The sequence below is a fragment of the Novipirellula artificiosorum genome (assembly GCF_007860135.1).
Lineage (GTDB): Bacteria > Planctomycetota > Planctomycetia > Pirellulales > Pirellulaceae > Novipirellula_A > Novipirellula_A artificiosorum.
Genome location: NZ_SJPV01000008.1, coordinates 20535 through 47117, shown reverse-complemented (window position 1 = coordinate 47117; position 26583 = coordinate 20535). Strand labels below are relative to the sequence as shown.

Below are 26583 nucleotides of genomic sequence, written 5' to 3'. Positions count from 1 at the left end.
CAATAAGAACCTATCCGAAAAGTTGGCCGCGCGTTCGGGGCCTTCCCCCTCGCTGCGCTCGACCCCTCCCGCGCGGGAGGGGTGATTTTCTTCTCCCTCTGGGAGAGGTCAAGCGCAGCGAGCGAGAGGGTTAGTGGTGGGGCAGTTGGGGCCGCAATTCCGTTCCTTGATCATCGACGGGATAGACCGCGTGATGATCTTTCAGTGCACCGATCAATCCTTTCATCATCCGCTCCAGCTCTTGCGGTTTTGATTCCGCGAGATTCGTTGACTCGAACGGGTCATCCCGGAGGTTGAACAGTTCATAGTGAATCCCACTTGATCGCAGATCGTCCGTCGTCGTCGAGTCTTCTGGCAACGCATGGTAAATCACCTTCCAATCACCATCGCGCCATGTCGTAAAATAGTTACTGCGATGAGGACCGTGTGGGTAATGCATGAGGAACTGTTCCTGGCGCTGTTCGTCGGGTTGCCCCAACAACAGCGTCTGCAAGGAATGGCCATCGAGCGTGTGGCCCGAGGGAGCGTCGAGATCAGCGACATCCAAGATCGTGGGCATCAGATCGACGACGGATGCGACTTGCGGTTGAATCGTGTTTTCAGGGATGGGCAATCGGTTTTGCCATCCGTTCTCGGGATTCGGCTTGGCCCAAGCCGCGATCAGCGGAACTCGCATCCCGCCTTCGTAGTGAGCTCCCTTTTTACCTCGCAGCGGCTCCGCACATGCGACAGCGTGCTGATGACCGAGCGGTGCATCGGAACCGTTATCACCGAGAAAGAAAACCAGCGTGTTTTCGGCGATCCCGAGTTCGTCGAACTGGTCAAGCATATCGCCGAGCGATTTGTCCATGCCTTCGATGAGCGTTGCAAAGGCTTGAGCGTTAGCGGGCTTCCCCGAATCCTTGTAGTGATCGGCAAACCGAGGATCCGATTCAAAAGGCGCGTGAACTGCATAGTGGGAGAAGTACAAATAGAACGGTTGGCCGGTCTCGACGACTTTCGCAACCTGTTGCTTTGCTTCGAGGGTCAACGCTTCGGTCAAGAACGTGTCCGTGCCATGGTACTTGTCCAAATGAGGCACCGCGTGATGCGCACGTTTTGTGCCATGCCCGTAACCCTTCTCGCCATAGTAGCTTCCGGGAGCCCCGAAAGCGGCGCCGGCAACATTGACATCGAATCCCAGATTAAGGGGTTCGGCTCCTTCATGTTGTTCCGGTCCAAAGTGCGCTTTGCCGACATGAATCGTGCGGTAGCCACCACGACTCAAAATGCCCGGCAGCGTCACATCGCCTTTCTTCAGCCCTGCCCAGTTCCAGTCCGGAGCACCATTCTTTCCCGCATTGTCCTGCAACGGATTGATCCAGTTCGTCACTCGATGTCTCGCTGCGTTTTGTCCCGTCATGATGGACACACGCGTCGGTGAGCAGACACTCATCGCGTAAAACTGATTGAAGCGAATTCCACCCCGCGCCAAGCGTTCCATGTTAGGCGTGCGGTAGTAGTCATTGAGCGGATAACGTTGAGGTTGACCCTCTGCGTCCGTCAGGAAGGGAAGCGACGTGTCCATCATCCCCATGTCGTCGACCAAAAAAACCACAATATTGGGCTGCTCGGCCGCCATCGATAACGAGTCCTGCAGAATCAAAGCAAGTAGAATGATTAGGGCGAGAGGCGTTTTCATCGGAACCACATCGGTTGGAGTTGGAAAGGCGGGTCCTTATTCTAGTCGGAACACCCTATCTACCGAAAGCACCAATCGGATGACGACCGAACAACGTGCACCGCGAACCTCGCTGCGTGGCCTCTTTCGAACTTTTGCGATCGCGGTCACCGTCGTGCTTTCGTTGCTCGCTTTCCCAAGCGTTTTGCCCTGGGTGATCGCGTTCTGGATTGGCTGGTACACGATCCTGGCAATGCGAGATCGTCCGGGCTGGCTTCCGCTGTTGACCTGCCTGGCGATCTTCGTGGTCAAACTTGTTCCGCGGACACCTGCAATCCTAACGCTCGGATGCATTCTGTTGCTTCTAACGGGATTGCGATTCACGACGCGAGATCAACCGCCCGTCTTAAGAAAGCATGCAATCATCTCGATACTGGTGCTTTGGTGTGCTTGGGGATGGGTGCTTGGGGAATGGATTCAAGTGATCCATTGCGGAAGAGTGCGATCACTCGATCGATCGCGGCCGATCGTGTGCATCGGCGATAGCCTAACGGACGGCATGCTGCCGGATCATGGCTACCCCGATCCACTCGGAGAAATGCTGTCCGTTCCGGTGGTGAACCTTGGCTTTTCGGGCATCGCCACCTCACAGGCACTCGGGCAGATGGATCGCGTCCTTGAACACGATCCGCAAGTGGTCGTCATCGAAGTCGGTGGCCACGACTTTTTGAAAGGGCACAGCCGGGCGACCACGAAAGCAAACTTGGTCGCGATGATCGAAAGCTGTCACAACCATGATGCCGAGGTCATTCTGATGGAGATTCCTCGCGGTTTTATCCTCGACCCCTTTGCCAGCCTAGAACGAGAAATCGCTTACGAGCATGACGTCGAATTGGTAGCCGACACCTGGCTTCGGCAGGTGGTGGTGATGAGTCCGATCGCGCCGCCAGGGATGTGGATGCCGAATTCGCAACTCAGCGACGACGGCATTCACAGCAACCCACGCGGAAGCAGACGGATTGCCAAGCGTGTTGCCAAAGCGCTACGGCAAATGTATGGCGACCCAATCCTAACAGGGCACGATCGATAAAAAAGCAGAGTCGACACGCACGAACTGCCACTGCTTTTTTGAGACCCACGACACGTTAGCGGTCTTGCAGATCGCTCACTCGTCAGTCACGCAACCTTCGCTTGCGCTTTTGACGGTTTTGATGTACTTGTATAACGTTCCCCGAGTGGCCTTCAGTGCAGGTGCGGTCCAAGACGACCGTCGTTTTTCGAGTTCCACGTCACTGAGGTCCACATCGAGTCGATTGGTTTCCGCATCGATCGTGATCGTATCGCCATCTTGGACCAATCCAATCGGCCCGCCAATTTGTGCTTCGGGCGTGATATGTCCAACGATAAAACCATGGCTACCACCGCTGAACCGGCCATCGGTCAACAGGGCGACATCACCGCCAAGTCCAGCACCCATGATCGCACTGGTCGGCGTGAGCATCTCTGGCATGCCGGGGCCGCCTTTGGGCCCTTCGTAACGAATCACGACCACATCCCCCTTTTGGATCTTCTTTTCTTCCAAAGCGTGCAACATGTCCTCTTCGCTGTCGAACACACGTGCCGGCCCCGAGAATTGCAGCCCTTCTTTCCCGGTGATTTTTGCCACCGAACCTTCGGGCGACAAGGATCCTTTTAAGATCCGGATATGCCCCGTCTTTTTGATCGGATCGCTAACAGTGTGCACGACCGTTTGGCCTTCCTTAAGTCCCGGCAGCGGTTCGAGGTTTTCCGCTAACGTTTGCCCCGTCACTGTCATGCAGGATCCGTCGAGGAGTCCTTCGCTGAGCAAATACTTCATCACGGCGGGCGTGCCCCCAACCGAATGCAAATCTTCCTGCACGAACTTGCCGCTTGGTTTCAGGTCCGCCAGGAACGGGATACGATCGCTGACGCTTTGAAAGTCGTCAATCGTGATCGGGACGTCTACGGCGCGAGCCATTGCAATCAGGTGCAAGACGGCGTTGGTGCTGCCGCCGAGTGCCATGACGGTGACCATGGCGTTTTCGAAAGCGGTGCGCGTCATGATGTCGCGTGGCTTGAGATCGAGTTCCAACAGTTTCAAGATTGCCGGACCGGTTTGATGGCACTCTTCCATCTTCCAAACGTCTTCCGCCGGAATACTGGCAGAGTAAGGCAGCGACATACCAAGTGCTTCGATCGCACTGGCCATCGTGTTGGCGGTATACATGCCGCCACAAGCACCTGCTCCGGGGCAGCTGTGACGGACGATTTCCTTGCGTTCTTCTTCGCTGATCTGTCCCGCAATGAATTGGCCGTAGCACTGAAATGCACTGACGATATCTAGTTTTTCGTCTTTGTAGTGACCTGGTTTGATCGTTCCGCCATAGACCATGATCGAGGGTCGGTTCAGCCGCCCCATCGCCATCAAGCATCCTGGCATGTTCTTGTCGCAACCTGGCAAAGCCACCAGTGCGTCGTACCACTGGGCCGCCATGATCGTTTCGATCGAATCGGCAATCAGATCACGGCTTTGAAGCGAATAGCTCATGCCGTCGGTTCCCATCGAGATCCCGTCACTGACGCCGATCGTGTTGAACCGCATCCCGACCATCCCCTTTTCCTCGACCCCTTTCTTGACCTCTGCGGCCAAATCGAGCAGGTGCATGTTGCAGCTGTTGCCTTCGTACCACATGCTGGCAATACCCACCTGCGGCTTATCCATGTCCTCGGGGGTCATGCCGGTGGCGTACAACATCGCCTGCGACGCTCCCTGGCTTTTGGGCTGAGTGATTTTGCTGCTGTATTTGTTGAGAGGTTGGTGCATGGCCGATTCTGTCGAATTGCGTGAAAGGGAGGACTGGTTTGCGGAGGTTACCGGCTTCCGATTATGATCTTCATGGAGCGTTTCACAACGGGACGATCCGGCACCCCACTTCCGGAGTTAGCAAGATGTTGCGATTTGCTTGGTTTTTCGTCGTTTCTGTGGTCGCCCTAAACCCACTGATCACGACCGCGGAAGACGATTTCCCACTCAAATCCATGTCGCTGTTCGATGGCGAGACGTTGGCCGGCTGGGAAGGCAATGCGTATTGGTTCCGTGTCGAGGACGAGGCGATCGTAGCAGGACGCCTGGATGAGAAGATCCCCCACAACGAATTTCTGTGCACCACGCGTCCCTTTGGCGACTTTGAATTACGTCTCGAAGCAAAGTTGATTGGCGACGTGAAGAATGCGGGAGTGCAGTTCCGCACTAAGCGAATTCCGGGGGATACCGAAGTCGCCGGCTACCAAGCGGACATGGGCGAATTGGGCGGCAAGCCGATCTGGGGAGCGCTGTACGACGAATCACGGCGCCGCAAATTTTTGGTAGAGGTGTCGCCGGAACTCGAGAAAAAGATTGTCAAACAAGACGGCTGGAACGAGATCCGTGTTCGTTGTGAAGGACCACGCATCCAGATCTTTATCAACGGCACTCAAACGGTCGACTACACCGAAGCAGATCCCGGCATCCCGCAAACCGGTGTGATTGGACTGCAGATTCACAGCGGGCCGCCGACCGAGGCCTGGTACCGCAAGCTGCGGATTCGGTCGCTGTAGCACCGAGAGGACTTGATCGAGAATCCATCGGGACGGCTTTCTCGATCGCAACGACCGTCAAGACGGCTCTGTCTCTGAGCGGCAACTCGCCGCCCTATTGGGTTCGTGAAGCCGATTCCTCATGCCCCGGACCGTCGTTCTTTGCGGCGACCGCGGGTGGCCACAGTGGCACCCGCTGATCTTCCGGCAAGAACTTGCGATTGACCCGCTCAGGATCCTGTTGAGACCATGTTTCTCGCATCGTGGGTGCGTTGACTTTGCGTTTGACCCGGTCCTCGTACCAGGAGCAGTGGTACATCGGGGGGGAAAATTGGCGGATTGGCAATTGGTCGGGGGCCTTGATCAATCGCCAGGCACGAACGTGAAAACGGCGACTTGCTTTCGACCAATCGTAAAAGATGACCTGCTGGAAAACCTCTCGACCATCTGAATCGACAAAATGGTTGAGTTCGATCAAATCGACTTGTTGTTGGGTTGTTTCAGGCTCACGAGCAGAGCCCGATGGAACAATCGCTGAAGCCAAAAACACCAACAGGGCTGTCAAAGCGGACATTTCGCCATCCTTTCGTCACACGGCGTTTCGTTGAAACTCTCAACCGTCGCAGTCACTCACCATCGTGCCGTTAACAAATCGACGACGGCGACGTAAAGGGCAAACGCCTTTGTCGGAACTTCCGAATCAGCCGGCAGCGGCAATCAACCGATCGGGGAACTCGAGTTATCGGGGGACTCGAGGCGGCGAAAAGGAGGCGTCCTGCGAGCTGGCGGTCGAAGCCATCGGGCGAGTGGCCAATCCTGCGGCAACAAACAGCCGTCTCATGCCGACCATCAATCGATGCCAACGATCGATGGTTTCGGGCGTACCGATTTGAATCGCGTCATCGCGGTGGAAGCCTTGCTCGCTGACACGTACCGAGGGGGCGAAGTGCAGCAAGGCTTCCAGCATCAAGTGCATCCGGCAATCCTGCGGGGTCAATCCGTTGTCGTCATAAATCCACAGATGTGACTGAAGCACGCCGTCCAGCGCATTCATCGCCGCCGAGCAAGGCGAATCGGCGTCAACAATGGTTTCCACTGGTCCACATTGAACGTAAAACTTTGGCATGAGAGGTTTCTTCCGTGATTGAAGCAAGAGTCTTGGGTTCGTTTGCGTCGCACCGAACCGCCGGGCGACAGAACTACCATCGCACGGGGGCGTGACAAGTCTGGTCACGCGGAACGGAAAAAAACTCCCTTTTTCTGAGTACCGTCTTTCCTCGCCCTTACGTTTTCACCCCGAACCTGGACGAGACACACCGGCTCTCGTTCTACGAGCAAAACCATGAGCGACCTTTTCATCAATTCACGACTGACGATTCCGGCTGCGGAAATCACCTTGACCAGCGCGCGAAGTAGCGGGCCCGGTGGGCAGAACGTCAACAAAGTGAACTCCAAGGTCACCTTGCGCTGGTCCCCCGCATGCTGTGGCGATTTTGACGGAGGATGGCGTCGCCGATTTGTGGCTCGCTATCAAAATCGCATCAATCGCGACGGCGAATTGATTCTGCACAGCGAAAAGTACCGCGACCGCGGCCGAAACGTCGCCGATGTGCGAAAAAAACTCGCTGACATGTTGTTGGAGTGCCAATCACCGCCGAAGCCTCGCAAGGCGACAAAACCGACCCGCGGCAGCCAATTGAGGCGTTTGGACCATAAACGACAAAACTCTCAGAAGAAGCAAAATCGCCGTGGCCCCGGCCCAAACGAGTGACGCTTGGGGACGCTGGACAGGCGGCAATGAAAATTTACTCGCTGCTGGGTCCATTCGATTCTTCGAATGGTTCAACTTCAAACTCAGCCTGTTATACTCTGGTGATTCGGGCATGCTCCTGAGCGGGCCCCCCGATCGACCACACGTGCGTGTGAACCTTGCAGTCTTCTCTAGTTGAACGGATCGATGAAGCGATCGATGCACCTTGACGATCATCTGTCTCGATGGGAATTTGACCCTTCGAATCTAAACGTCCGGCTCGTCAAAGGCAAAGATGGGCGCGACGTGATTCAAATGCGCGTCGACATGGGGATTCTGCAACTGGAAACAACGGGTCGGCCGGACGGATCGGTTTTCAAGGAGTGTGAAACGTTTCTGGATCACCTGCAAATCGTCCTGTTGGAAAACCCCAATGCCGTTTTGACCGATGAGCAATGTAACGAAGTGGACCGCGAGTTCATGCAGTTTTATCATCGTCGGATTTGCTGGTTGCGGCTGCAGTATTATCACCGCGCCGTGATGGATGCAGACCATACACTCCGACTGATGGATCTAAGTAGCCAAATGAGCCCTGATGAAGAATGGACGGGGTCACACGAACAGTACCGTCCCTTCGTCCTGTTCCATCGCACCCAAGCGCAAGCACTTGGCGAATTGGAAGACAACACGGCCGAAGAAGCGATTCAAGCGATTAACGCAGGGCTCGAAACGATTCGTCTATTCTTTGCGGAGCACGAAGCGGAAGACCATTTCGAGGACGACGAATTGGTCATTCGGTTGGTCGAAATGCGTGAATCGCTCCGCAGTGAGTATGCGGTGGGACAGACGCTCAACGAACAACTCAACGCCGCCGTCGAAAAAGAGCAATACGAATTGGCAGCGAAGCTTCGTGACGAGTTAACACGACGGGAAGGTAGTAACTGAGAGTGCCTACGTCTGGTGAATCGCTTCCAATCCCGATGTTCGCTCCAGCACGACTCGGTTCCTCCACCTGGCTTCTCCATCTGCGATGGATGGCGGTGATGGGGCAGTTGCTGACGATTGTGATCGCCAGTTTTCTAACCGACATTCAATTCTCTCTGTTACCGTTGTTGTTGCTGGTGGGGTTTACCGCAATCACCAATTTCGGTTACCTCCTCTGGTTACGTCATCAGGATTACCGCAGATCCGATTTACATGGAAATCCGGCGGACGAGGCTGCGGAACCCTCCACCGAATTGGACGGCGAGCCGGCTCTGTTACAGTCGGTCGCACTGGGGTTGATGCTGCTTGATTTGATCAGTCTGACATTGATGTTGTATTTCAGCGGAGGGGCGGACAACCCGTTTACGTTTTTTTACTTCGTCAACCTTGCCGTGGGCGGTGTGATGATTCGCCCGAGTGCCAGCTGGTTGATGCCGGTACTCGCGATCGCTGGCTACACGTTCCTGCTGCGTTTTTCAGTGCCGGTCGACGGCATCACCATCGAGCGAGTGGAAAACGGTTTTGATTTACGCATCAGCGCGTTGCTGTTTGCGTTTGCGACCTGCGCGGGTGTGGTGACCTATTACGTGACCCGGACCGCAGGAGAATTGCAGCGACGCGAAGAAGACCTGAGACGAGCTCAGGCAGCCCGAGCCGCAAACTACCGTTTGGAAGGACTCACAACGCTGGCCGCTGGAGCGGCTCATGAGTTGGCAACGCCGCTGTCGACGATCGATGTGATCGTTCGTGAATTGTCTCGGCATCTCGAGGGCGTCGAGAAACCCAAAACGGTCGATACCGATTTGCTATTGATTGACGGTCAATTAGAAATGTGCCGACAAATCCTTGCTCGAATGAGGTCGGCAGCGGGCGATTCGATGGCCCCGCGATGGGACCAAACGACCGTTGGAGATCTGATCGATGCGACACTCGAGGGCATTCGAGATCCACATCGCGTTGATATCGACGACGAACGGATGGCCCCGATTGAAGAGCAACCGCTGTGGGTTCCTCGAGAGGCGGTTGCGCAAGCGATCCGAAACCTGATCCACAACGGACTCGACGCCAGTGGCAGCGACGGTCGCGTTCGGTTGGACGCACGACGCCTGGGCGATCAATTGGAGTTGACCGTTCAGGACACGGGAAAGGGGATGTCCGGAGAGGTGCTCAAGCGGGCGGGCGATCCCTTTTTCACGACCAAGGAACCCGGCCGCGGGATTGGGCTGGGGTTGTTTCTGACACGAAATGTCATTTCCCAGCTCGGTGGCGAGCTCCATTTTGATTCCGCTCCGGACAACGGCACCACGGCGACGGTCCGCTTACCGCTGGTCCAATCCGACGACGACGCTCCTCGGGGTCGCTGATTCGAGGCCCCAACCCGGCTTCTTTCATGCCGGCTTGGTAGGGGGAACTGCCGCGTCAATTCAGCAAAAATCACCTCGTCTGACTCATAATTTACGAGGGCTATGCTAACATGGGGGGTTCAGAAGCGTTGAAACGAGTCTCCATAGGGAAATTTTGACGCAGGCGTAGGGCTGTCTGAAACGGCTTCATGCGGTAAATTGTCCTACTCAGTGGTCCATGCCGCAATTTGGCCCGGCAAATCTTGGCGGGGTTCCCCGGCTATTAACCAGCAGGATCGGATGACGATCCTCCTCTCGGAAACATTTGTGCAGATGAGTGAATCGAACGGCGACATGCCTCCTGTTTACAACGCCGCGACCGTTGGCGCCGACAGCATCCTCTTGGTCGACGATACGCTGGTGTTGCGTGAGCGATTGTCGCTAGCGATGCAGCAGCGAGGTTTTCGGGTCGAGACCGCGGGTGATTACGACGAAGCGGTTGAGGTTTTTTCACAGCGGCCGACTGCCTTGGCCGTGTTGGATCTTCGCATGCCAGGCAAGAGCGGGCTGGAGCTGCTTCGAAAATTGCTGCAAATGGAACCCAAAACCCGAATCATTCTGTTGTCAGGTTTCGGCAGCATTCCGACTTCCATTGATGCCGTCCGTGCCGGTGCGGTCAATTTTCTCAGCAAGCCTGCCGACGCGGATGATATTTTATCGGCGTTTGTGCGAGGCGATGAACCGAGCGTTCCCGAGGGGATCAACATCTTCCCCGCACCGTCACTTGCGCGGAACGAATGGGAACACATCCACCGCGTGTTATCGGAATGTGGCGGCAACATCAGCGAAGCGGCTCGTCGTCTCGGAATCCATCGCCGTTCGCTGCAGCGGAAGCTGCGGAAACGCGCTCCGGAAGATCCAACCACTCCCGCCGATGAGCTTGAGGAGTTCGACGAGGACGGCGATTTCGGTGACGATTGATCGCCCGATCAATCCATGACCGAGAAGTAATTCTCACAAGCGAAGTCAAAGTACTCGTTTTTCAACTCCACTTCAAAGTCGTTGTACAAACAAAAGTTGCGAACCTGAAGTAACAAGTCTCTCGGTTGACAATTGCGAAACGGTCGATTGATTGGCAAGTAGTGCGTTTGAATGAGATACTCAATCGCTTCCGCGTTGTAGGGGATCTTGGTCACCTTGCACATGATCTCAAATAACGTGCGAAAGTCAGCTTCGGGCGGATCAGGAACCTCGATCTTATAAGGAATCCGTCTGAGGAAGGCATCGTCTACGAGATCCTTGGGTTCCAAGTTGGTGCTAAAGATGACCAGTTGGTCAAACGGCACTTGGATTTTCTTACCATTGGCCATATTCAGAAAATCGTATCGCTTTTCAAGTGGGATAATCCAACGGTTGAGCAGTTGGTCAATGCTCATCTTTTGACGGCCAAAGTCATCAATCACGAGCGTACCACAGTTGCTTTTCAACTGCAGCGGCGATTCGCTGATGTTGCTCTCCGCATTGGACTGCACCTCAAGCATCTCCAAGGTCAACTCACCCCCGGCGACAATCGTCGGTCGCTTGATTCGAACCCAACGTTTATCGAAGCTTCCGCGGTCAAGCAGTCCCTTCCCCGCCTCCGGCATCGCCAGTTCGTGGTTCATGGGGTCAAAGACCCGCAGCACCGCTCCGTCAAGTTCGATGGCACGGGGAATCCAAATGTATTTTCCAAATGCACCGGTGACGCGCTCCGCGATCGATGTTTTGCCGTTGCCTGGAAAACCAAACAAGAACATCCCACGGCCACTTGCAACGGCAGGGCCGAGACGAATTAACATCGCCGGATTGATTAGAAGGTCGTGAAAGGCACGTTCCAGGTCGGGCTTCTTTGGATACTGGCCCTCGATACTTTGCTTGCGGACGCTTTCCACATACTCATTCAAGCTGGTCGGGCACGCTCCAAAGTAGGTGCAATCGGAGGAGAGGTTGCGGGCGACTTCGCGGCCGGTTTCGGTCAACACATAGACGTAATCGTTCGTTGCCGTCGAGCTTTTGTAAGCGACGCGTTGCTCCATTTTGAGTCGATTCAGCAGAGGCTCGACCAACCGGAACGGCAGCTTGACCTGATCAGCAACTTTGCGACCTTCGCACTCGCCAACATTTCGCAGGTAGCGATAGACGATCGCTTCAAGCAACGACTCATTGATACGGCACGACTGCAAATCACGGGGCTCGGCCGGACGCCAACATTCGTCGCGACTTGGCGTAAAGCCCGCGGCGGCAGCAGCGGCTCCCGCATTGCCTTGCCCCCTATTTGTTGGCGGCGCCGCGGCAATCGGTTGCCCAGAAGACTTGGTGGCAACGGGAGCGGAGACCGGTGGCGTTGGAGGGGGCGCTTGTTGAAGCGGCGCCGAAGCGGCTGGTTCGGTGGTGGGTCGCGCAGCTCGTGGCGGCTGCTTCTCGCGACGGGGTTCGGCGGGACGCTCACCGCTGAGCGAATGGATTCGAGAGATCAACGCATCAAGCTGATCTTCGACCGGATTTTGGTTCCCATCCTGTTTGGTGTCCACGCTGCTCGACATGCTTGAGCCATTTGAAGTGTTCGGGCGATTCATCAGTTTACTTTTGAGTGATCGAGAACGCGGTCAAAAACAGATTGAGCGCAAGAAGACACTCCCACGTTTGTTATCGGCGATCGACGCGGCCAAGTTCCGCAGAGGCTCGAGAAAGCGAACGGAGTTCCTGGTCACGACAGCCCGCAGTTAACGCAGATCCAGAACAACCGGCATAAATCCCCCCGTTGTTAAAGCGGGGAACTGCCAGCCCAGCATTACGGCTGATGCTTCGCGGCCGCGCGACAAAGCCGGTCCATGATCGCACGTCCCATCCCAATCGGCTCACACACATCCACATGGATCTGGTCGAGCCCCAAAAGGTCCAACCGCCTCAGCGCGGCGAACAGCCGCCGAGCCACTTCGTTGAGGTCACCCGAATCACTCAGCGTTTCAAGTCGATCGTATTGAGTCGCCTCTGCGGTATCGAGAGGTGAGAAGGCGATCCGTCCTGTTCGCGGCAAGACATCAACGGCTTGGTTGCCGGCCAACAGAAAAAGTGGCGTCGACGGACTGTAGTGCTCGCGCAGCATGCCCGGCGATTCGATTTCACCAGGTTCGAACTGCGTTTGTCGAATCAATCTTTCGATCGGAACATCGAGTCGACGGGCAACCTCTTCGGCCGAGACGGCGCCCGGTCTCAACAAGCGAGCTCCCGATCGATCAAGCGCGACGATCGTCGACTCGACACCACAATCACACGGGCCCCCGTCGATGATCAGCTCGACCTCGCCTGCTAATCCACGGGCGCAATGCTCGGCCGTCGTCGGGCTGATGTAGTTGGAACGGTTCGCACTCGGGGCTGCGATCGGAAAGGGACACCGCTCAAGCAGTCGCGTGGCGACGGGATGCGAGGGGACCCTGACCGCCACCGTGTCGCGGCCAGCGGTCACGCAAGGAGGAACCTTTTCGCTGCGTGGCAAAACGAGCGTCAACGGCCCCGGCCACAAATCGCTCAGTGCATCAAATTGTTGCCGCGTCGAACCGTCAACCGGCAACGCTGCCGCTTCGCCAATCCGGTCTACGGAGGCAACGTGCACGATCAAGGGATTATTCGCAGGCCGCTGTTTTGCGGCGAAAATCCGCATCACCGCCTCGCGATTCCACGCATTGGCGGCCAAGCCATAAACGGTCTCGGTGGGAAGGACCACGAGTCGGCCTTCACCAAGCAGCGTCACGGCTCGATCAAGGGTCGATTCACTCGGCAGTTGAATCAGCGTCTCTGTCATCGAGTTAATCTAGCAAACCGACCTCAACGAAAAAAGGACGCACCCGTCTTCGATCCCGCTAAGCTTGGCAGTCGCCCGCGTAAAAAGGGGGCCCCGTTTGCTTCAAGAAAGACTCTCCAACTGTTCACTTTTCTCCGCGGGTAAAATTCATCGGTTCCGAGAAGATTCTGCTTCAATCGCATTGCAAGTCAACAGAGGGCCAAACGCTAGCAAACTCACGTCCGTGGCGATCATTTTCGTGCGGGCCATCGTTCCAGGTTACGCGTTCTGATGCGTGCCCAGGGATTGCTGGCAAGTTGTCACTCAATTCTTGGTGCAGTTATCCATCGAGATTTTCGATTCATCCCTTTCAAAGGCTGACTCTCCCATGAACGCTGTTGCGAATCCGAACGTCGCCCCACTCGAAAGCACACTTAGGACTCAAAAGGAATTGACGCCGCAGCCCCTTCGCCCGGCGCCAGCCGAGCCGCTTGGAGCTTTACTTGCCGCGATTCGCGCGGACGCCACCGAACGATCGCAGCAGTATGTACTCCGCTGCAATACCGGTCACGATGGCGAATAACCGTCGTGCCGCAGCATCCTGGTGATCGTACGGGATTCCGGTATCGAACCGGCAGCCGCCCCCACGACCGACCTCGGTACAAAACGCACGAAGGGTGAATCCTAAACGGAGGCACCTGCAAGCGACCGCAGGATCTCGACGCCCCGCCGCAGTTGGTCATCACTGGCGGCGAAACTGATCCGAAAATGGGTGTCACGCGAGCTGAAAATGTTACCTGGGATGATCAGCAAACCCTGGCCAATCGCTCGTTCGACAAACGCTGCGCCGCTGTCGCCGGGAGCTTTGGGAAAGACATAAAAGGCACCGCCGGGTCGTGCAATCTCGTAACAATCACTGAGCGATTCGACGATAAAATCACGTTTTCGTCGGTAGTCATCCATGTGGCCGCGAAGGCTCACTTCCATCGCTCGGAGCGCTCCCCACTGCGCCGGTTGTGGTGCACAGACGAACGAGTATTGCTGGATTTTGAGCATCGTTCGAACGATCTCACTCGGCCCGTGCACGTACCCCACTCGCCAACCGGTCATCGCATGGCTCTTGCTGAACCCATCGATCACGATGGTCTGATCATTGAACGAAGCCGGCGAAACAAAGTCACCGTCATAGAAGAACCGGCTGTAGATCTCATCTGATAAGAGGGCGATTTTTTTGTCAGCGGCTAAAGCGGCGACGGCCTTCAATTCCGCTTCGGACGCGGTCACGCCTGTGGGATTGGCAGGACTGTTGAGCAGAATCATCTTGGTTCTTGGAGTGATAGCCGCAGCAATTTTTTCGACGTCGAGATCAAAATCGGGATACGAATCGACTGGGACGGGAACGCCGCCGCACATTCGTACGAGCGCAGGGTACATGACAAAGAACGGGTCCAAGAAAATGACTTCATCGCCGGGATTCACCATCGACAACATCGCCAACATCAACCCGCCACTGGTCCCGCTGCTCACGAAAACATCACGATCTTCATGCGAATACTTGGCGGCAACCTCTTGACGGATGGCTTCCCTCAATTCCGCGATCCCTTGGGTGGGGGAATACGCATTTTTACCATCGCGAATCGCTTCGATCGCAGCCTCTTTGATCGAATCCGGAACATCGAAATCGGGTTGCCCAATCGACAAATTCACGGGATCCTTTAGTTTGGCGGCCAAATCAAAGACTTTTCGAATACCGCTACTATCAAACGTGGTGGTGCGATCAGCGATCCATGGGTGCATTGCAAGTTCACTTCGAACACGAGAAGGTAAACAGGAGAGTCGATTGAACCGACAAGTGTATCAAGAATTGTGGATCGGGCTGTAGCCCGCATGACGGTTGTCCGGTGCGGAGGAGGCGTGGTAAGCAACGAACCAAGGTGAGCAGATGGCAAAAATCCAATCCGTCGAACCGGTGATCCGTATTTGTGCGGTGATTTCGCGTTACGAGGCAACGCGACAGTGGGCCATTGACCAGCTTTGCGGGCGTTGGGGCGAGGCGGTCGTGAACACAACCGTGATGCCCTTTGAAGCAGGCGGCTACTATGAAACCGAAATGGGCGCCGGCTTAGAAAAAACCATTGTCGCCTTCGGCAGCCCGTGCGACCCCTCGCCATTGGCCGACTGGAAATTGGAAACCAATGCTCTCGAGCGACAGTACGCATCGGCGAGCGAAGCCACGGAACCACGCCCCTTAAACCTGGATTGCGGGTATGTGACACAGGCCAAACTGGTCTTAGCAACCACGAAAGACCGCGATCACCGGATCTACCTGCGTGACGGGATCTTTGCCGAAGTGACGCTAACGTATGTGCATCGCCAGTGGATCGATCACCGCTGGACCTATCCCGACTACCGAACCGAGGAGGTGAAACAATTTGCAAACCAATGCCGCAGCCGACTTCGACAACACATCAAATCGACGCGTCAATTCCGAAGCCGGGCAAGCCGTCAAAGCACCTGAAAACAGGAATCGCTGAGCCGTTGATGTTCAGCCTTTACAGAACGTCCGGCTTAGCAGTTACAATCATGGGGTTCATGCAACACCATCCTTTCCCTCTTTAGGATCCATACGTAATGCCCAAAACACCGTTCTCTTCCGATCGTCGTCAATTCCTGCAAGCATCCAGTGCGGCGTTTGCTGCAACCGGACTGTTTGGATCTCGTTTGTTCGCCAACGAATCGGACGATGCCCCCTTTAAAATCTCGCTCGCCGAATGGTCGCTCCATCGCACGCTGCGTGATGCATCCTCGGGAGTCACCAACATGGATTTCCCAGGCATCTCAAAGAATGAGTTTGGCATCGATGGGGTGGAATACGTTAACCAGTTCTTCAAAGACAAAGCAAAAGACAACAAGTATCTCGCCGAACTAAAAACGCGATGCAAAGACCTTGGGGTCAACAGCGTCTTGATCATGGTCGATGGCGAAGGCGCCTTAGGCGATCCCGATGACGCCAAACGCAAGCAAGCGGTGGAGAACCATTACCAGTGGGTCGATGCGGCGAAGTTCCTTGGTTGTCACAGCATTCGTGTCAACGCATCAAGCCGCGGAAGCTACGAGGAACAACAAAAGCTTGCAGCGGATGGCCTGCGAAAACTCAGTGAATACGCCGCTCCGCAGGGACTCGGCGTCATTGTCGAAAACCACGGCGGTTTAAGCAGTAACGGCAAATGGTTGTCGGACACCATCAAGATGGTCGGCCTCGACAACTGCGGCACGCTCCCCGACTTTGGGAACTTCTTCGTCAACCGCAATCCACCGGAATGGTTTGACAACTACGAAGGCGTTGAGTTGATGATGCCGTATGCGAAAGCCGTTAGCGCAAAGACTCATGACTTCGCTGGTGATTTCCTCGTCGTTCATGCGAACATTGATGGAAAAGCCTATCAAACTGACTACGAAAAGATGATGAGCATCGTGCTGAGCCATGGCTACCACGGCTACGTTGGCATCGAATACGAAGGGGGGGGCGACGAATACGAAGGCATTCGCAAGAGCAAGGCTTTGCTCGAGCGTGTCGCTGCAAAGTTGAGCCAGCCGGTTTCCGCTCGATAACGTTTGATTACGGCGAAACGGTCGATTCCGAAAAAAAACTATTCGGGCAACTTGAGTTTGCTCTTGTTGCTTTCATAGAACTTCGTGATGTCGATCCCGGATCGCTGCTCTTCTTCGAGCAGCTTGATCCGGGCGTCTAAGCGTTCGATCCGGCGAGCCAACTGCGGAATGATCTCGTGGTCGCGATTGGCGTGAACCGGTCGCGGAACCGCTGGGTAACCCAAGTGCCTCTGCATCGCTGCGAAAAGGTACAGCGGTTCTTTGCGACGATTGCCAAACGCAATGCGTCCTTCCTTTTCGCCGAACAGAAACGGGCCTTTACCTTTGAGTGTCTCGTCGGCATCGATCAGCCGCCGTTTGTAGTCATCGCTTGCCAAGAACAACAAATCGGCCAAGTCAACCAACCCGACTTGGGCTCGCAGTATCAAAATCCACTTCGCCCAAGCGTCGTCGTAGATCGGGTCGTTGCTCATCGCCGTGAGCCCTTTATCGTAGTTCAGCCGGTTTCGACAAAGAGCCTCGAATTGGTACAAAAACATTCCGGCTGCGGTGGCACCGGCAGCCCGATACTTTGCGTCCGCTTCCAGTACCTGCAACGCGGTGACGGTATCAAATCGTCCCGTTTCACTCTCGGACGCCTCGATTAAATAGGCTTGAAACGACGTAAAGTAATGGCTTAGCCGAAGCATGGCCGGAGCCATCATGCCTGAGTGCTTTAATTCCGTCAGCAGGTAATCGATCGCCATCGGCAACTTCGTTGTCGTTAGCAATTCGAGGCGAAGCTGTTCAAGCAACTCCTGCATCGGCATTTGCTCGCCGATTCGCTCACGCAACAGTTGAAAAAGATACCCCTGCTCGATGTATTCCGCGCGATCGAGAATGGGAGTGGACATGATTCGCCTAAGATTCGTTCAACAAAAGAGCCCCGATATCCTTCTCGTCCTGTCCGGCTGCGGCTGCGTTCCCGGTCGCGTCGACGAAAGCAAACCGCCTAGGCAAACTTGCCAATCACGATACACGCGTTATGTCCACCAAAGCCAAAACTATTGCTCATCGCCACCTTCACTTCTCGTGGTTGAGCTTCGTTCGGCGTGTAATTCAAATCGCAACTTGGATCGGGCGTTTGGTAGTTGATCGTGGGTGCGATCAGGGAATTCTCGATAATTTTACAGGTAACGACCGCTTCGATCCCACCACTTGCGCCGAGCGAGTGCCCGAGCGCACTCTTGGTACTACTGACGGCAAGCTGATACGCGTGATCTCCGAACACCTTCTTGATCGCTTGCGTTTCCGCTTTATCCCCGAGCGGGGTGCTCGTGCCGTGAGCGTTGATGTAGTCAACGACGGTCGGTTCGATTCCCGCATCATCAATCGCCGCTTGCATCGCCGCCGAAGCGCCGGTGCCGTTGGGATCCGGGGCTGTGATATGTCCCGCGTCGCTGGTCGTCCCGTAGCCTAGCAACTCCGCATAAATGTTGGCGCCTCGAGCCTGAGCGTGTTGGAGCTCTTCGAGCACGAGGACCCCCGCGCCTTCCCCCATGACAAACCCGTCACGGTCGGCATCAAACGGTCGGCTCGCTGCTTGAGGGTCGTCGTTGCGGGTAGACAGCGCTTTCATATTCTGGAAAGCGGCCAAGCCCATCGGCGTGATCGCGGCTTCACTTCCCCCGGTAACCATCAGGTCCGTTTCCCCCAGACGAATACTGCGCAGCGCTTCACCAATCGCGTTGGTCGCACTCGCGCATGCGGTGGCAACCGCATAGTTCGGGCCTCGCAATCCATAGGTGATCGAGATGTTCCCACCGGCTGCATTGAGCATCATCTTCGGAACGGTGAACGGGCTGACTCGATCAGGCCCTTTCTTGATCATCTTCTCAATTTGAGCTTCGATTTCGCTCAGCCCTCCAACGCCCGATCCAATCACAACCCCGCATCGTAGCCGGTCGACCGAATCAAAATCGATCTTCGAATCATTGATCGCTTGATGTCCCGCATGGACGGCAAACTGCGTAAAGCGATCGAGTCGTTTGACTTCTCGATGCTCGACGATTCCCTTCAAGTTGAAATCAGGAATATCACCACCGAAGTGGACCTTGTATTGGCTGGTATCGAGAATCGTTAAAGGATGGACGCCTGATTCACCGGCAATCAAGCGTTGCCAAAACTTCGCGACGTCGAGTCCAAGCGGCGTAACCACCCCCATTCCAGTAATAACCACACGACGTGCCGACCGCGTTTGCATCGAAAAGAGCCTTCAAGAAAAACGTAAAACAAAGGGTGCAGAGGAGAGGTCAAGAACCGATCCTGGAAACGGCAAGGGTTCTCGAAGGGAAACTAAAACAAATGCCGCCTTCGAAAAATCACCCGTTCTCTGCGAAGAAAAAGGATAAAATTCTTGGGCGGCAACAGCGTCAACACTAAAAATGTTGGTGAAGCGATTGATCTCGGTCGTGATACCTAAAGCAGTTCAACCGAGATTACGCATCTTCGCCTTTGGAGTTTTCGATGAAATCGACGGCTTCACCAACCTTTTGGATCTTCTCAGCAGCCTCATCGGGAATACTGATGTCGAACTCTTCCTCGAGTTCCATTACCAATTCAACGGTGTCGAGCGAGTCGGCACCCAGATCATTCACAAACGAGGTTTCGCGTGTGATCTTGTCTTTGTCGACGCCAAGTTGTTCAGCAACGATGTCGACAACGCGTTCTTCGACGCTAGCCATGGGCTATACTCCAGGGGGAAATGTCAGCAAATATGTTAGGGAGGAAGGGAATGGCGTTAGGATTGGGTCAAGACTCAATCCATCAAGCCGGCGATCTGTACAATAAAGAGCCCGGCAACACCCAACGCTTTCGCGGAAAAGAATAGGTTAAACAGCTAAATCCCGTCAATACACCGAAGGCCCTTCTGGGGCGGAAGTCTCGTGTTTTTCCTCGCTTCTCAATTCTTTTCCCAGCTTCACATCTCGTAAGCGGTCCGATTTGGCAAACCTAGCCGGTCATGCCGCCGTCGACAACGATCGTTTGGCCAGAAATGTAACCCGCGTCCTTGGATGCCAAGAACAACGCAGCAGCCGCAACGTCCTCGGGCTCGCCGACACGTTTCGCTGGGATTCGTTTCTTGACCTCCGCGAGCACCACATCACCAAGCTCTTTGGTCATTTCGCTGGCGATAAAGCCGGGCGCGATCGCATTCACGGTGACGCCGCGGTTCACCAATTCCTTGCTCAGCGTTCGCGTGAAGCCGATCATGCCAGCCTTGCTGGCCGAATAATTCGCTTGGCCTGGGTTGCCGATCAGCCCCGAAATACTGGCCATATTGATGATTCGACCGTATTTCGCCTTACGCATGATGCCCGCGGCCGCCCGGCAACAAACAAAGCAACTGGTCAGGTTGGTCGCAATCACGTCGTCCCATTCTTGATCGGACATGCCACGCATCAACTTGTCTCTTGTGATCCCAGCGTTGTTGACCAGGATATCGAGCCGGCCATGCTTTTTGTGGGCTGCTTCGATCGCCGCGGCGGCTGCGGCTCGGTCGGTCACATCCACCGAAACCGCTTCAGCGGAACCACCCGCCGCTTCGATTTCGCTAACGGTCGCTGCAAGTTTTTCCGCGTTCCGAGCCAAACAAACCACCGTTGCCCCATTCTGCCCAAGGGCAACCGCGATGGCTTTCCCCAAACCTTGCGACGCTCCGGTCACGATGGCTACTTGTTCTTTCAGGTCTACGGAAATCGTCAGTTGCATTGGTCTTCAGTCGTTCGAGAAAGGGGAGAGGATCAACCGTCGCCGAAGCCTTCGGTCGGCGTCCTGCGGTTGATTCGCTTGAGGGTGCCTTGCAGAATGCGGCCGGTTCCCGCTTCGATGAACCCTTCGATGCCATCGTTCATCATCTGCCGAATCGAGGCCTCCCAAAGGACAGGATTGACCACCTGGCGGCTCAGCAGATCTTTGATTTCCCCCGCATCGGTGTGCGGTTTTCCATCGACATTGCTGTAGACCGGGATTCGCGTGTTTTCGATTTCGACCGCATCGAGCGCCTCCGCTAAGGTTTCGACAGCCGATTGCATCAACGAGGTGTGAAACGCACCGGCCACCGTCAACCGGATTACCTTCATGGCTCCCGCTTGCTCGGCAATCGGTTCCGCTCGATCGATCGCGGATAAATGACCAGAAATTGCGATATTCCCGGGACAGAGCAAGTTCGCAGGACGTAGGACGTCAACCTCGCCGCGAGCTTCATCGCAAACCGCTTGCACCTTTTCGAGGTCCAAACCAACGACGCTGGCCATGCCGCTACGAACCACATCCGACGCCGCCTGCATCGCCTCGCCACGGCGTTTCACGACGGTGACGGCGTCTTCGAACTTCATGCCGCCGGCAAAACAGACGGCGGTGTATTCGCCAAGACTCAAGCCCGCAGCTGCTTTGATCGAGTCGATCCATTCGGGCCGCTCCGCCGTCAAGACATCCGCGGCGGCAACGCCAACGACAAACAAGGCGGGCTGACAAAACTCGGTCGCATTCAGCTTCTCGGCGGGACCTTCAAAACAGAGCGCCGCAAGGTCGTAACCGAGAACTTCCGAAGCAGCATCAAAACGACGGCGTGCCGCAGGATAGGTTTCGCACAACCATTTCCCCATACCGACAGCCTGTGCACCTTGCCCTGGAAACAAAATGCCTGCGGATTTTACATCAAGTGCCACAACGGGCTCCTCTTTTCAAAGCTGAGATTCAGCAGCGAGCCTGGCCTACTCGTCAGCTTGCTCGACCACGGTTCGACCCTGGTAATACCCACATTTTGGGCATACCGTGTGAGTCGGCACGGCAGAACTGCACTGCGGGCAATAACTCACTTGGCGTCGCTTGACGCGGTCGTGGCTACGGCGCTTACCGGTACGGCTATTGGAGTGTTTTCTTTTGGGGACAGCCATCTCTGGGGGTCCATAGAGAGGGGTTTCGGTTGATTTGAGCCGCGTATCGTAGAAGCAACACCTCGGTTTCGTCAACGTGGCGCAGCCATTTTCTTTCGAATTTGGGGCGAAGTCGTCCCCTCGGCCAACATGCGAGGCGACATGACCGCCATCGCGGGAAGCGAACCACCAAGACAGGAAGCAAACAAAGGCGATCAGCTCGATTCAGTTGAACCCCACCTTGGGCGCGGCTTCCCACCCACGGAGGCCGTTCAGGCTAGATCCGTCCACGCTGGGGCATCGGTACCTACGCAAGTCGTGCTCATGGATTCTGGCTCCCCTCGCGATCGCCAGATCGCAGGGAAATGCGTTATCTGCTCACGGTTTGCGGACCGACTCTTGGGCTCGATCACGCTGCTGCCACCCCCTCATCCTAAGAGGTCGTGCAGTTTTTAAGTTGTTGATTGAAAAAGACTTACAAGATTTACCTCTCCCTCTGGGAGAGGTCGAGCCTAAGCGAGGGAGAGGGAAAACGGGCTGCGATGACAACATGAAATTCCAGCACGGTTTCTATACCGGCCCTCCCCCTCGCTGCGCTCGACCCCTCCCGCTGCGCGGGCAGGGGTGGTTGGATACCTAAACAATTCAGCAGTCACAACTTAAAAACTGCACGACCTCCTAATCCGGTGATATTTTTTTGGCTCATCCGGCGGAAGCGTGCGCAGGAGGTTTTCGAGGCATCTCTCCGGTGTCCCATCATTGCTGGCAGGAGCTATTTTCACTTGTTATCGTGCAGTTGCCGGGAGAAACGGAGTCGAGCTCTGCAGAGGTGCAACTTGACAAGGGATATCCCGGTCGACGGTGCGCCAAGGGTGCTACCGGTTCCCGGCGGACGACCGACCGTCGGGGACTCTTTTCTAAGAGATCATTGGACACCGGAGCCATACCTCCAAAAAACCTTGAGTCTGGGTTCCGCGCGCTTCCGTCGGATGAGCCGGTTTTTTGACCGAGGAGTCCGAGAGCCACCGCACCCATGAACCGCACCTCCGTGCAACAGGCTTGCCCATGTTCGCAGCACCAGCGCGAACCGCAAGGCAGCAATCATTCGCAGCGGTTTGTCGAAAGTCCAGAGCGAAATCTCGTCACCTACCCCGCAGATGTATTAGACAGCACCCGAGATGCGCGGTACAACGAGCGCTGCGCGGGCAGGGGTAGTTGGATACCGAAACACTGTGTTCGTCACAACTTAAAAACCGGACGACCTCAAAATCGGGTGGGGAGAAGGGAGCCAGATCATCAGGTGAAACGGAATTTTCAAAGTCACTCCACTTACCTTGCCATTTGGATTCCGAGGTGGCCCGCAACGCCTGAGACAACTACGCTAGAGGGTTTCCAGAAGAGCCGAGAATGAGATGAGTCCGAAACGGTCCAAGCAGCGCAAGACTCAAAAACAGCGAAAATCGTCCCGTGAAGAATCCAGTCGTTCGTCTGTCCCGATTATTTGGCTGGTCGCGATCGGACTGCTTTTGGCGGGGGTTGGCGGCGTATCGGCTTGGTGGTTTGCTTCCTCGCCGACGATCGATGCGACCCTGCAACCAACCGCAACATCCACCACCCTTGGCAAGGCACAACCGCCGGCACTGAAAATCCAATGCCCCTTCGACGGCAGCCTGTTTCCTGCGGAGATCGCCCCGACACGATTTGTTTGGCGCGACAAGACGGACCAGGTTGACCGTTGGAAGATCCTGATTGAATTTGCCGATGGCGCCCCCATGCAATTCACCGCCAACACCTGCGAATGGACTCCGCCAGAAGATGCCTGGAACGAAATCAAACAGCGATCTCTTGACGCGAAGGCACACGTCGCCGTCTACGGTATCGACAGCAAGGACCCGGAAAACACGCTTTCAGAAGACCATGTTTCGATCAGCACGTCCCGTGACGAAGTTGGCGCACCGATCTTCTACCGAGAAGTCAACTTGCCGTTTGCTGAGGCTGTGAAAGATCCCGGCGCGCATATCCGCTGGCGATTCGGATCCATTGCCAACTGCGAGCAGCCGCCGGTCGTGTTGGACAAGATGCCTCTATGCGGCAATTGCCATTCGTTTTCAAGCGACGGCAAGACCCTAGGGATGGACGTGGACTACGGCAGTGATAAGGGATCCTATGTTCTGAGCCCCGTGTCGCAGGAGATGACCTTCGATGACCCCAAAATCATCACCTGGAGCGACTACAAGCCCGAGGCGGACGAGGAAACGCTAGGGCTACTTTCACAGGTTTCACCCGATGGTCGATACGTGATCAGCACCGTCAAGGATGCTTCGGTCTTTGCGCCCTTGGACGACTTGGAATTTAGCCAACTCTTTTTTCCCGTCCGCGGAATTTTGGCGTTTTATGACCTTCAGAACAAAACGTTCCATGCTTTGCCGGGCGCCGATGACCCAAACTTCGTGCAAAGCAATCCGGCCTGGAGCCCAGACGGCAAGCATATCGTTTTTGCTCGGCACGAATCTTGCGAACTGAAGGTAACCAAGAAAGGACATGGCCTGATCAAGCGGGAAGATGTGCGTGATTTCATCGACCACAAGGAGGAATTCCAGTTCGACCTTTGGCGAATTCCTTTCAATGATGGCAAGGGAGGCACACCGAAGCCGCTGTTGGGCGCTTCCAACAATGAGATGAGCAACTACTTTCCCAAGTACTCGCCTGACGGCAAATGGATCGTCTTTTGTCAAGCAAAGAGTTTTATGCTGCTGCAACCGGATAGCGAGCTGTTCCTGATTCCCGCCGAAGGCGGCGAGGCCCGACGACTGAACTGCAATACGAATCGAATGAATTCTTGGCACAGTTGGTCGCCCAATGGTAAGTGGATGGTTTTTTCGTCGAAAACGCTTTCGCCCTACACGCAATTGTTCTTAACGCATTTCGATGAAGCGGGCCGAACCACTCCTCCGGTCGTCCTGTCCCATTTCACTTCGGACCAAATGGCCGCGAACATCCCTGAGTTCGTCAATACGTCGGACGACGCCATCGCTCAGATCTCGCAGAACTTCATTGACGAATACGCCCTGGTGAAAGAGGGGAAATCATGCATTTTTGATGGAGAGTACGAACTTGCGATTCAAGCTTTTGAAAGAGCGCTGGCGGAAAACCCGGAATACGCTGAAGCTCGGCTGTGCCTGGGGGACGTGTACCTTCGACTCAACAAAATCCAGCAAGCGAAAGATCAAATCGCGATCATCCTTGACGCCAACCCCGATAATGGACGGGCCCATGTGTTACACGGGTCGATTCTCGAAAGAACGGGCGAGTTTTCAAAGGCCGCCGAAGCGTATCGAAGCGCCATCAAGGCGGTCCCTGATAGCGCTCCCGCTTACCACGCGTTGGGCGTCCTTTCCGTCCAAATGGGAAAGACCAACGAGGGTAAAGAACACCTGATCCAGGCCTCGCGACTGGACCCCGAATTTGCGTCACCCTACGTTGCGTTGGCTCGCGTTCTTTTGCTTGAACAAAAGGTCGATCAAGCCGAAACCCTGTACCGCAAAGCCCTTAGGCGAGACCCCGAGTCGTCCGCGGCGCTTGCGGGTTTGGCCGTTACGCTGCTGAACCCCCTCGACATAACGCCGGAGGATGCCAAACAGGCGCTGCGGTTGTCGACCCAGGCCTACAAGTTCACCGGCGGCAAGGATCCATCCACGCTGCTGGTCCATGCTCAGGCCCTCGCCGAAAATGGACTCGTTCACGAGGCCTTTGAGATATCGAAAACGGCTCTGATGATTTCCCAGCAAACAGGAGATCGGCAGAATGCCAGCTCCGCTCGGCTTCTACTGAACGAACTGCAACGCTTGTAGGCGAGAGACTTGCCGACGTATTGATTTCGTGCATCATGGTTTGGCAAGGAACAGCAAACGTAGCTACCGGACTGCTACCATCATCCCCAGATGAATGCGGCTTGCCACAAGAAATGAAAACTGAATTTGCCCCAAACCCGCCGAGCCAAGCATCGCTTCGGCTTCCTTGAGCGTCTTCATTCCGCCCGCAGGGGTATCGAGTTCCAGCTTCAACGCCTCAACACTTTCCGCCAAGCTTGGCTTCGTAGGTCCTCGGAACAGATCGATGACGACCAACCGGCCACCGGGCCGGATTGCCGAGACCGCTTTTTCCAACAACCGTATCTGCCCCTCTTCGCCCAAGCCAAACAGCCGCTGTGCTAGCAGCACGATGTCATAGACCGGTTCAAGTCCATCGACCTCCAACGGGTCACTTTCGATCACAGAAAAGCGATCGGTGACATCGATCGACGCTGCCATGCTGATTGCAGCAGCCAGTGGGCCGGGAAGGTCCACCGCCGTGATCGTCGCCTCCACGTCGCGATGTACCATCGCGCAACTCCAAACCGCTGACCCACAGCCGAGATCCAAAATGCTCAGCCCAAGCTCCTCGCCTTCTCCGCCCAGATTCAAGATCTCTGCCGCCTGAATCGCAGCGGGAGTGTGAATCCATTGGGTCGCTGCGATCTGTTCAAAATAGCGAATCGAATCGGCATCGGATCGCTTTCGACGGCCGCGGACTTGGTCGGCCAGTTGGCCCCAACGAGCGTCCCCTAAATCAACGTCATAGCTACACAGCAACTGAGCCGCAGGAGACAATGCATGATCGTTACCATATTTCTGAACGATACCAATCGCGATCAATGCATCGAGCAACAGTGATGTTGGCTGAACCAGCAGTGACAACGATTCGCATAGTTGCTCGAGGGTCCGCTGCCCGTTCTTTAGCTCGTCCAACAAGCCGGTTTCGCGGGCGCTGCGGAGCAGATGCGAGACCACGTTGATCTGCATCAGCTCGTGGTATTGGTCGAGCGTTTGGTCTTGAGCCGACATAAGGGATCGATCAGGTAA

The 26583-nt window shown here is 55.6% G+C and carries 24 protein-coding genes; 10 read left to right on the top strand and 14 right to left on the bottom strand.

Annotated elements, in window-relative coordinates; all coding sequences use genetic code 11:
* Positions 1 to 130 precede the first annotated feature (130 nt).
* On the bottom strand, positions 131 to 1681 hold the full coding sequence (locus Poly41_RS20675; protein ID WP_146528639.1) for a sulfatase-like hydrolase/transferase: 1551 nt from the start codon (positions 1679 to 1681) through the stop codon (positions 131 to 133).
* 79 nt (positions 1682 to 1760) lie between these two features.
* Here Poly41_RS20675 and Poly41_RS20670 point away from each other — a divergent pair, with 79 nt between their 5' ends.
* Positions 1761 to 2750 (top strand): GDSL-type esterase/lipase family protein, encoded by a 990-nt coding sequence (locus tag Poly41_RS20670; RefSeq protein ID WP_231615816.1) that lies wholly within the window; start codon positions 1761 to 1763, stop codon positions 2748 to 2750.
* Between the two features lie 75 nt (positions 2751 to 2825).
* On the opposite strand, the gene ilvD is transcribed toward Poly41_RS20670, so the two are convergent.
* A complete protein-coding gene (ilvD, locus tag Poly41_RS20665) occupies positions 2826 to 4505 on the bottom strand; it encodes a dihydroxy-acid dehydratase (protein WP_146528637.1) in 1680 nt (559 codons plus the stop codon).
* 125 nt (positions 4506 to 4630) lie between these two features.
* Here ilvD and Poly41_RS20660 point away from each other — a divergent pair, with 125 nt between their 5' ends.
* Positions 4631 to 5278, top strand: coding sequence for a 3-keto-disaccharide hydrolase (locus Poly41_RS20660; RefSeq protein WP_146528636.1), 648 nt, complete (start codon positions 4631 to 4633; stop codon positions 5276 to 5278).
* Positions 5279 to 5372: 94 nt separating this feature from the next.
* Here Poly41_RS20660 and Poly41_RS20655 read toward each other — a convergent pair whose 3' ends face one another.
* Together Poly41_RS20655 and Poly41_RS20650 are read right to left on the bottom strand one after the other, a co-directional pair.
* Complete coding sequence (locus Poly41_RS20655; RefSeq protein ID WP_197231488.1) at positions 5373 to 5831, bottom strand: hypothetical protein; 459 nt, start codon at positions 5829 to 5831, stop codon at positions 5373 to 5375.
* A 165-nt stretch (positions 5832 to 5996) separates the two neighbouring features.
* On the bottom strand, positions 5997 to 6383 hold the full coding sequence (locus Poly41_RS20650) for a hypothetical protein (RefSeq protein WP_146528635.1): 387 nt from the start codon (positions 6381 to 6383) through the stop codon (positions 5997 to 5999).
* 216 nt (positions 6384 to 6599) lie between these two features.
* Between Poly41_RS20650 and arfB the strand changes: the two genes are divergently transcribed.
* The 4 genes from arfB to Poly41_RS20630 all read left to right on the top strand — a co-directional run bounded on the left by arfB (position 6600) and on the right by Poly41_RS20630 (position 10315).
* A complete protein-coding gene (arfB, locus tag Poly41_RS20645) occupies positions 6600 to 7028 on the top strand; it encodes an alternative ribosome rescue aminoacyl-tRNA hydrolase ArfB (RefSeq protein ID WP_146528634.1) in 429 nt (142 codons plus the stop codon).
* 186 nt (positions 7029 to 7214) lie between these two features.
* Positions 7215 to 7952 (top strand): UvrB/UvrC motif-containing protein, encoded by a 738-nt coding sequence (locus Poly41_RS20640; RefSeq protein WP_146528633.1) that lies wholly within the window; start codon positions 7215 to 7217, stop codon positions 7950 to 7952.
* Positions 7953 to 7987: 35 nt separating this feature from the next.
* Positions 7988 to 9355: an ATP-binding protein gene (locus Poly41_RS20635; RefSeq protein WP_231615815.1), complete on the top strand. Its 1368-nt coding sequence runs from the start codon at positions 7988 to 7990 to the stop codon at positions 9353 to 9355.
* Between the two features lie 279 nt (positions 9356 to 9634).
* A complete protein-coding gene (locus tag Poly41_RS20630) occupies positions 9635 to 10315 on the top strand; it encodes a response regulator transcription factor (protein WP_231615814.1) in 681 nt (226 codons plus the stop codon).
* 8 nt (positions 10316 to 10323) lie between these two features.
* Here the strand turns inward: Poly41_RS20630 and Poly41_RS20625 are convergent, their stop codons facing one another.
* Together Poly41_RS20625 and Poly41_RS20620 are read right to left on the bottom strand one after the other, a co-directional pair.
* Complete coding sequence (locus Poly41_RS20625; protein ID WP_390621458.1) at positions 10324 to 11949, bottom strand: ATP-binding protein; 1626 nt, start codon at positions 11947 to 11949, stop codon at positions 10324 to 10326.
* Positions 11950 to 12164: 215 nt separating this feature from the next.
* Positions 12165 to 13175: an L-threonylcarbamoyladenylate synthase gene (locus tag Poly41_RS20620; RefSeq protein ID WP_146528632.1), complete on the bottom strand. Its 1011-nt coding sequence runs from the start codon at positions 13173 to 13175 to the stop codon at positions 12165 to 12167.
* A gap of 367 nt (positions 13176 to 13542) precedes the next feature.
* On the opposite strand from Poly41_RS20620, the gene Poly41_RS20615 reads away from it, so the two are divergent.
* Positions 13543 to 13737: a hypothetical protein gene (locus Poly41_RS20615; protein WP_146528631.1), complete on the top strand. Its 195-nt coding sequence runs from the start codon at positions 13543 to 13545 to the stop codon at positions 13735 to 13737.
* A gap of 101 nt (positions 13738 to 13838) precedes the next feature.
* Here the strand turns inward: Poly41_RS20615 and Poly41_RS20610 are convergent, their stop codons facing one another.
* Positions 13839 to 14951, bottom strand: coding sequence for a pyridoxal phosphate-dependent aminotransferase (locus Poly41_RS20610; RefSeq protein ID WP_146528630.1), 1113 nt, complete (start codon positions 14949 to 14951; stop codon positions 13839 to 13841).
* A gap of 145 nt (positions 14952 to 15096) precedes the next feature.
* Here Poly41_RS20610 and Poly41_RS20605 point away from each other — a divergent pair, with 145 nt between their 5' ends.
* Together Poly41_RS20605 and Poly41_RS20600 are read left to right on the top strand one after the other, a co-directional pair.
* Positions 15097 to 15672: a DUF4416 family protein gene (locus Poly41_RS20605; protein ID WP_146528629.1), complete on the top strand. Its 576-nt coding sequence runs from the start codon at positions 15097 to 15099 to the stop codon at positions 15670 to 15672.
* A 113-nt stretch (positions 15673 to 15785) separates the two neighbouring features.
* Entirely contained in the window at positions 15786 to 16766 is a 981-nt protein-coding gene (locus Poly41_RS20600) for a sugar phosphate isomerase/epimerase family protein (RefSeq protein WP_146528628.1), read from the top strand.
* Positions 16767 to 16804: 38 nt separating this feature from the next.
* Here the strand turns inward: Poly41_RS20600 and Poly41_RS20595 are convergent, their stop codons facing one another.
* The 6 genes from Poly41_RS20595 to rpmF form a co-directional block, all read right to left on the bottom strand.
* A complete protein-coding gene (locus tag Poly41_RS20595; RefSeq protein ID WP_146528932.1) occupies positions 16805 to 17647 on the bottom strand; it encodes a hypothetical protein in 843 nt (280 codons plus the stop codon).
* Positions 17648 to 17757: 110 nt separating this feature from the next.
* Positions 17758 to 19008 (bottom strand): beta-ketoacyl-ACP synthase II, encoded by a 1251-nt coding sequence (fabF, locus tag Poly41_RS20590; protein ID WP_146528627.1) that lies wholly within the window; start codon positions 19006 to 19008, stop codon positions 17758 to 17760.
* Between the two features lie 235 nt (positions 19009 to 19243).
* Positions 19244 to 19489, bottom strand: a complete 246-nt coding sequence (gene acpP / locus Poly41_RS20585; RefSeq protein ID WP_146528626.1) for an acyl carrier protein — start codon at positions 19487 to 19489, stop codon at positions 19244 to 19246.
* 268 nt (positions 19490 to 19757) lie between these two features.
* Positions 19758 to 20516, bottom strand: coding sequence for a 3-oxoacyl-[acyl-carrier-protein] reductase (gene fabG / locus Poly41_RS20580; protein WP_146528625.1), 759 nt, complete (start codon positions 20514 to 20516; stop codon positions 19758 to 19760).
* A gap of 32 nt (positions 20517 to 20548) precedes the next feature.
* Positions 20549 to 21475 (bottom strand): ACP S-malonyltransferase, encoded by a 927-nt coding sequence (gene fabD, locus Poly41_RS20575; RefSeq protein WP_146528624.1) that lies wholly within the window; start codon positions 21473 to 21475, stop codon positions 20549 to 20551.
* Positions 21476 to 21520: 45 nt separating this feature from the next.
* Positions 21521 to 21703 carry a 50S ribosomal protein L32 gene (rpmF, locus tag Poly41_RS20570; RefSeq protein WP_146528623.1) on the bottom strand — a complete coding sequence of 61 codons (183 nt, stop codon included), beginning with the start codon at positions 21701 to 21703 and terminating at the stop codon, positions 21521 to 21523.
* 1391 nt (positions 21704 to 23094) lie between these two features.
* Here rpmF and Poly41_RS20565 point away from each other — a divergent pair.
* Positions 23095 to 25533 (top strand): tetratricopeptide repeat protein, encoded by a 2439-nt coding sequence (locus tag Poly41_RS20565; RefSeq protein WP_146528622.1) that lies wholly within the window; start codon positions 23095 to 23097, stop codon positions 25531 to 25533.
* Positions 25534 to 25596: 63 nt separating this feature from the next.
* Here Poly41_RS20565 and Poly41_RS20560 read toward each other — a convergent pair whose 3' ends face one another.
* Entirely contained in the window at positions 25597 to 26565 is a 969-nt protein-coding gene (locus Poly41_RS20560; RefSeq protein ID WP_146528621.1) for a class I SAM-dependent methyltransferase, read from the bottom strand.
* Between the last annotated feature and the right edge of the window lie 18 nt (positions 26566 to 26583).